The organism is Priestia sp. VA7 (assembly GCF_055710015.1).
In genome coordinates, this window is record NZ_JBVQPN010000017.1 from 37,090 (window position 1) to 43,188 (window position 6,099).

Annotated in this window: 8 protein-coding genes; all 8 read right to left on the reverse strand. The window is 35.9% G+C overall.

The genetic code is table 11. The annotated features are described in order from the left end of the window. Positions 1-15: 15 nt before the first annotated feature. The 8 genes from AC0C45_RS28995 to AC0C45_RS29030 all read right to left on the reverse strand — a co-directional run bounded on the left by AC0C45_RS28995 (position 16) and on the right by AC0C45_RS29030 (position 6,018). A complete protein-coding gene (locus AC0C45_RS28995) occupies positions 16-1,167 on the reverse strand; it encodes a phage major capsid protein (protein WP_394512618.1) in 1,152 nt (383 codons plus the stop codon). 26 nt (positions 1,168-1,193) lie between these two features. Beyond that, on the reverse strand, positions 1,194-1,919 hold the full coding sequence (locus tag AC0C45_RS29000; RefSeq protein ID WP_472929265.1) for a head maturation protease, ClpP-related: 726 nt from the start codon (positions 1,917-1,919) through the stop codon (positions 1,194-1,196). After that, positions 1,916-3,055, reverse strand: coding sequence for a phage portal protein (locus tag AC0C45_RS29005; protein WP_472929266.1), 1,140 nt, complete (start codon positions 3,053-3,055; stop codon positions 1,916-1,918). The genes AC0C45_RS29000 and AC0C45_RS29005 overlap by 4 nt, the downstream gene beginning before the upstream one ends. Positions 3,056-3,072: 17 nt before the next feature. After that, positions 3,073-4,758 (reverse strand): terminase TerL endonuclease subunit, encoded by a 1,686-nt coding sequence (locus tag AC0C45_RS29010; protein WP_472929267.1) that lies wholly within the window; start codon positions 4,756-4,758, stop codon positions 3,073-3,075. Further along, entirely contained in the window at positions 4,755-5,075 is a 321-nt protein-coding gene (locus AC0C45_RS29015; RefSeq protein ID WP_472929268.1) for a P27 family phage terminase small subunit, read from the reverse strand. The genes AC0C45_RS29010 and AC0C45_RS29015 overlap by 4 nt, the downstream gene beginning before the upstream one ends. Positions 5,076-5,193: 118 nt before the next feature. Beyond that, positions 5,194-5,382 (reverse strand): hypothetical protein, encoded by a 189-nt coding sequence (locus AC0C45_RS29020; RefSeq protein WP_472929269.1) that lies wholly within the window; start codon positions 5,380-5,382, stop codon positions 5,194-5,196. 6 nt (positions 5,383-5,388) lie between these two features. Next, positions 5,389-5,733: an HNH endonuclease gene (locus AC0C45_RS29025; RefSeq protein ID WP_472929270.1), complete on the reverse strand. Its 345-nt coding sequence runs from the start codon at positions 5,731-5,733 to the stop codon at positions 5,389-5,391. Positions 5,734-5,736: 3 nt separating this feature from the next. Further along, on the reverse strand, positions 5,737-6,018 hold the full coding sequence (locus AC0C45_RS29030; protein WP_472929271.1) for a hypothetical protein: 282 nt from the start codon (positions 6,016-6,018) through the stop codon (positions 5,737-5,739). Positions 6,019-6,099 lie beyond the last annotated feature (81 nt).

Genomic DNA, 6,099 nt, shown 5'->3' on the forward strand with positions numbered 1-6,099 from the left:
AATCACATCACCTCATTATGCTCCAGCAGGTTCTGTTACAGCTAATGTGTAGATAGCTGCCGCTTTGTTATCATCCGCTTTACCAAATGCAAATTGCTTAGCTGTATACAGATTGCAATCATCTAGAGCTAATGTTTGATCATACTTTTTAACTTCTACACCACCACCTGTATATGCATCGTAACGGTCATTAACAAAGGCTAATAGTTCACCTTGTGTTTGGAACACTGATTCTGCAATGCGTAAATTAAATGGCAATGCAGTCACATAAACTCCATTTGCATTAAGGAATGTATAAAGTGCTTTTACATCCCAAGAATCTACTGGATTGACAACTAGTACTACCTTTCCAGAAACATTAACCGCTTTTCCATTTGATTTTGTTGAGAGATACTTCATGACACCTGATAACTCTTTAACTGTTGTTTTTGAATCAGCAAAAGTTAATGTGCCTTCAACAGACTTCTTAGCGTGACCATTTGTTTGATCAACAGGTGCTTCTAAATCACGAATTAAACCAATAGGCTCATCCTTAACTGGACCAGCACCATTAATAAATGCTTTTTCTAATGCAACTGCAAATGTTTCTACGATTTGAGCACGAACATAAGCCTCAACCCATGCCGGACCAAATTTTTCAAGGTCTTTTGGAAGTACAACAAATGCTGTTAGTTTTGATTGAGTAATATTTTCTTCTTTAAATGCTGCATCTAACTGACCTTTAATTTCACCGAAAACTTTACCCCATACAGCAGCGCCTTCTGCTTCTGACTTGATAATACGAGTTAGTAAGCCTGCATTTCTTAAATTAATTTCAGAAAGTAAAGGATGATCTGTTGTTAAATCTTCAAAGATACGGTCAACGGTTGTTTCAGGTAAAATCACCTCAGACGTAAACCCATCAGACTGTACAACTTCATTGAAAAATTTCATTTCTTTTGATGTTAGTACATTAGCCCCGCGAGCAACTAATACACTGCGATCAGCATTATCAATATTGATTTGTTCAGTGATTTGAGACTTTAAAGAGTTGACTAACTCTCCTTGCATCTCGTTCCAAGCAGTTTCAATTTGCTCTGGTGTGGAATTTTCATTTTTCACTACTTCCGCATAGTTCTTTCTCGCATTTTCGTAAGCTTCTGTATGATTGTTTAATTTAATAGTCATTCTCTCATTCCTCCGATTTTTAACAATTAAAAAATGAACCCTTTACGCTTTACCTGTGTATGTACAGGTTGCTTAGGTTCATTTGATGGATTGTTATTTGATTGTTTTAACTGATTAGTGACAGAAGTAGTAACAGTATTTATAATCTGTTGCAGCTGCTCATCAGTAATGCCTTCTTGAGAATCCTCTTGTTTTTTAGATTCAAGCTTATCAGCAAATCCTTTTTCAACTGCTTCTTCGGCTGTCATCCAAGTTTCATTTTCAACTAATTCAGCAATTTCATCGCGTGTCTTACCTGTTTTCTCCTGGTAAATAGAAACGATGGATTCGTCATAAGTTTCGAGAGCATTAAGTGTTTTCTTAATATCTTGCTTAGTTCCATAAGCAAATGTAGCTGCTTCATGAATCATCATTCTAGAACCAGTACGCATAATAACCTCATCTGCTCCCATAGCTATAACCGATGCAGCAGATGCAGCTAATGAAGTTACTTCCACAATTACATGCTTATCTAAATCTTTTAGATAGTTGTAAATTTCAATACCATGATCAGCATCACCACCGCCACTATTTAATTTAATTCGTACCGTGGATGCAGTAACATCTTGCAAAGCATTTCGGACGTCTTCAGCACTTGTAGCTGTAAAAAACCAACCACTTTGACCAATCGCCCCCGCAATAACCATTTCATGCTCTTCTCCATTAGTCTGATTAACAAACTTATGGGGAATAGATTTTATTTTATTCTTCACTTTTTCTCACCTCCTTCAACTAAACCAGCAGATTGATAGTTTTTAGTAATAACATACTTATCTAATTCAGGATTATCTGAACGCTCAGAACCAACCATTTCACGCACCTCATTTCGATTCCAACCACCACTGGCAATTAATTTATCTATAGCCTCAGCAACCTCTAAAGGACTCTTTTCTGTAATCCCTCTTACTTCAATCCTTGAACCTGCTAAGTAATCTTTTTTCTCAAGTATTTTTGCATTTAGCTCATCTTTAATTTTCTTTACCAATGGGCCAATGCAAAACTTAACATAAGCTTTAATACTTGTTTCATAGTCCGCTAGATCACCATGAACAAGAGCATTTGGAATACCTAAAATGTTTGCTACATCATCAATCAAGGATTTTTTTAACTTTGTAAGCTCATCTATGGATTGCCCGCTACCTTCACCTTTAGCAACTTCGTCATATTCAAACCCTTTTAATTTAGGTACAAGTGCAACTGAATTGTTTCTAAAGGAATTAAATAGCTTATCAATAAATTTCTGCAATTTAGTTTGAGTCTTTTCATCTAATGTTTGTGACGAATCAATGCCAACAGTTCCGCGAATTTGATTATTTCTAAGACTGATTTCCACCATTCGACTAAATAAATTTGCATAATCATTAAACATTCCGTCCATAAATGAAGTTAGCTTTTCATTGTTATACGTAATATAGATAACCTTATCCATTGGAAATGGACTCTGGAATGTATAATCTTTTACTGTTACATCTCTAAACACATCAGGGTATACGGCATATTCATCCCGTGTGAAAGAATCTGCAATCAGTAGATCATTGTTTTTTGTTAAGATGACCAAAACTTCATTTTCATCAATTAATGTATAAATGAATTTATGCCAAAAATCCGCTGCGCTCTGATCCGTATTTGGTCTTACATTCAATAAATAATCCCAATCGTTTGATTGTCTTTTATTATCTTTCATCAATCTGAATTCAGATTGACTAATTGTACGGCCAATAAAATTTATACAGGTTTCCAAGGCGAGTTTCTTTAAATAAGCTCGCTGGCTCACCTCATCGCCTAGCTCTAAATCAAATAACCATTCCAGCTCACTATTACGTTTTAATACAGTACTTATAATTCCCACTTTTTATCTCACCCCCTTTAGAAATTTAGTGCATCTAATGCATCTAGTGAATCTTGGATATTCCCTTCACTCAATTCATCTATACGGTACAGAGAATAAACAAAAGCCTGGAATCCATCTGTTTTACGACGTACAGGCTCCTTCTTTTGATACTCTTTATTTCCATCTTTTCTAATGACCACAAGAACGTTGTTCGTATACCAGCGCATTAATGGATTGTTACCGAAAATGAATTGCTGATGAGCAAATCCTATTTCTACTCGCGGGGCTAATAAACTGTGAATAGCTCGCGGATTACGAATAACCTCAACTTCAAAACCCGCTGCTTCAAATAAAGGTTTTAATACTTCCATGCGGAAATTATCACCAATAATCTTTTTGATATGATAATATTTTCGTTTTTCGATAAACCAATCTACTATAATTTCAGGCTTAATCGTTTCTTCATCAAGTACCGTAAGAAGGTCATTTTGTTCCCATTCACGAATAGGCGCGAATTTTTGTTTGGTAGTCGCTTCAGGATCAGGTTTTTTTGAATATCCATAATACTTATCAACGAATTCTTTACGCGCAAAAGAATGAGTAATAAACGGGTATTTACCCTCATGCTTAAAAACAAGACCACATGCTGCAAAGTCACGAATAGAAGCAAAGTCAATACTACCTATACATTCTTGATCTAAGACGTTCGGCATAGGCTGATTAGTCGCTTCGATTTCTTCCCATTTAGCAACAGAACGCTCTAAATTAGTAACCGGTAAATTCATACGCTTAGTCATGAATTCCTCACGGTTAGACGGATCATCTTCTAAATCTTCATATTCTTCTTTGATTGTTTCAAATAGGCCTTCAGCATATTCCCCTCTAGGCTCACTTAACATAGGGTTAGCTTTTTCCCAATTGAATGGATCATCTACTTCATTTTCATCATCTAGCTTACAGATAAAAGGGAATAAAGCGTTGGGACGTGATTCACCTTGTAAAACCTTCAAAGCTTTTTCTTTTAATTTATCTAAGAACCCATCACGTACATATCCATCAGTGCCAATGTAAAACTCACGGGGGTTTTTCTTTTTACCAAGACCAGATATATGAACACGTACATCCTTATTACTTTCATATTGGTGTATTTCATCAAAAACAACTGCACCGTCACGCAAACCGTCTTTTGTTTCACCGTTACTAGTACGAAACTTTAAAATACTGCCTGTCCGTTTAGATACAGTTTGCGTGAGTGTGGTCTTAAATGCTTTTTGCAATGTAGGATTACGTTTAATTGTCTTATGTACTTCATCTGGAGAGGTTTTAGCTTGCTCCTCACTATTAGCAACGATTGAAATATTATAATCATCAATTCCATGAAGCTCACTAATTAAAAAGTTTGTCACAACAGATATTAAACCGTTTTTTCCCCCACCACGACCAAACATCCATAAATGCTTTCGATAAAATACACGATTGTTCTTTTTGAAAAATAAAAAGACGAAAGCAATTAAGAACCGCTGAAATGGCCCTAATGGAAAGTACCATTTCTCACCGAAGTTAATACAGTTCTCAATCATTTCGTCATCAAAATAAATGTCATCCCTATTTAGGACATATTTTTCAAGGTAAGTAATTAACAGTTCTCTTTCTTTGTTGAATTTAATTTTGCCAGATCTATGGAGTGCAATGTATTGGTCTACATACTTCTGTTTAATCATACTAAATCACTTTTACTGTATTCATCGCTGCCTAAATCACCAGGTTTAGTACTTCGAGTTGATTCTATATCTCTACCTAGTGCAATTAAAGAACTGTTAATTTTATTCCTCTCACCGATGAGGGGATGGGCCTTAGTAAACTTTTGTGCACCGTTTTGTGTTGTAACAGATTCCCCTTCTTTTTCGATTGTTTTACTGATTTTTCTAAAAGATTTCACCAAATCAATATAACGTTCAACCTTCTCAACTTGGACTAAATCTGCTGTATCAATCTCTGACATTAACTGACTTTTCAACTTCGTAATACTAACTGCCACTATTCACACCCCCCCTAACGTGAGAATTCTTCAAAAAAACCTGACAGTACACTTCCCCTTATACCGGTGTCCCCTTATCCATTTTTCGGAAACTTTTTGACCGGGGGGGTATCTACATTCATTCTGATTTTAATTTTGTGAGAACAACATCGATTTCCATAATCTTTTCATGGTTTTGCTTCTCTTCCTCACGGCTTTTATTTAATCTCTCAGAAAGAAGTTCTTGATTTTCTAATATCATTTTATTACTTGCAACTAAAAACTCCCTAGCGTCCTCTAACGCTTTAATAGCAGCATTTGTTTTCATCGTTCGTTACCACCTTTCATCATGAGCCCATTTGTTCTCTTTCCATTCAAAGCGTCTAAAGTATCTACCATGCTTCTTGTTATGACAGTTGACACAAAGAGTCTCAAGGTTATCATCATCTAGAGCTAAGTCTGGATGATCCTCAAGTTCTTTGATATGATCCACTACTAACTTAATCTTCTTCCGCTTTGCTCTTTGACTATACTCATAAGTATCAAGGAACACTTTACCTTGCCGCTTGCATTCCTGGCATTCATAGTTGTCCCGCTTCTTTATGTCTTCTCTCTTACGCTTCCATGCTGAACCATTATAGAACTTCTGTTTCTGTTCTCTTGTCTTATACTCAGTCATAGCTTATGCTTCTTCCAGTACACCGAACAGCTCTTGGTATTTATCAGGATTAATAAGGAGAAGCTTCTTTACATCTTCAAGAGTAAGAGCATTCAACTCAGAAGGTTTAGCTTCCCATTTAATTACTTCAAACCAATTACCTTTACCTGTCTTGTATAACTGACCGCTACCTTTCTCATTGAAGTATGCACCTAATATACTCTTGACCTTATATGTCCGAACGAATTCAAATACTAATGTAGCTTTGTCTGTATCATATAGTTTGTTATCAATGATTGCTTTCATCACTTATCACCCCTACTTTTACCTAATGCCTCTATGTCTAATGCATCTATTTCATTGGCTGTATCTATAAAACGCTTGACG

Excerpts from the sequence above, each read along its gene's own strand:
- AC0C45_RS29010 (WP_472929267.1), bottom strand. The coding sequence starts at position 4,758 with ATGATTAAACAGAAGTATGTAGACCAATACATTGCACTCCATAGATCT.
- AC0C45_RS28995 (WP_394512618.1), bottom strand. The coding sequence starts at position 1,167 with ATGACTATTAAATTAAACAATCATACAGAAGCTTACGAAAATGCGAGA.
- AC0C45_RS29030 (WP_472929271.1), bottom strand. The coding sequence starts at position 6,018 with ATGAAAGCAATCATTGATAACAAACTATATGATACAGACAAAGCTACA.
- AC0C45_RS29020 (WP_472929269.1), bottom strand. The coding sequence starts at position 5,382 with ATGAAAACAAATGCTGCTATTAAAGCGTTAGAGGACGCTAGGGAGTTT.
- AC0C45_RS29025 (WP_472929270.1), bottom strand. The coding sequence starts at position 5,733 with ATGACTGAGTATAAGACAAGAGAACAGAAACAGAAGTTCTATAATGGT.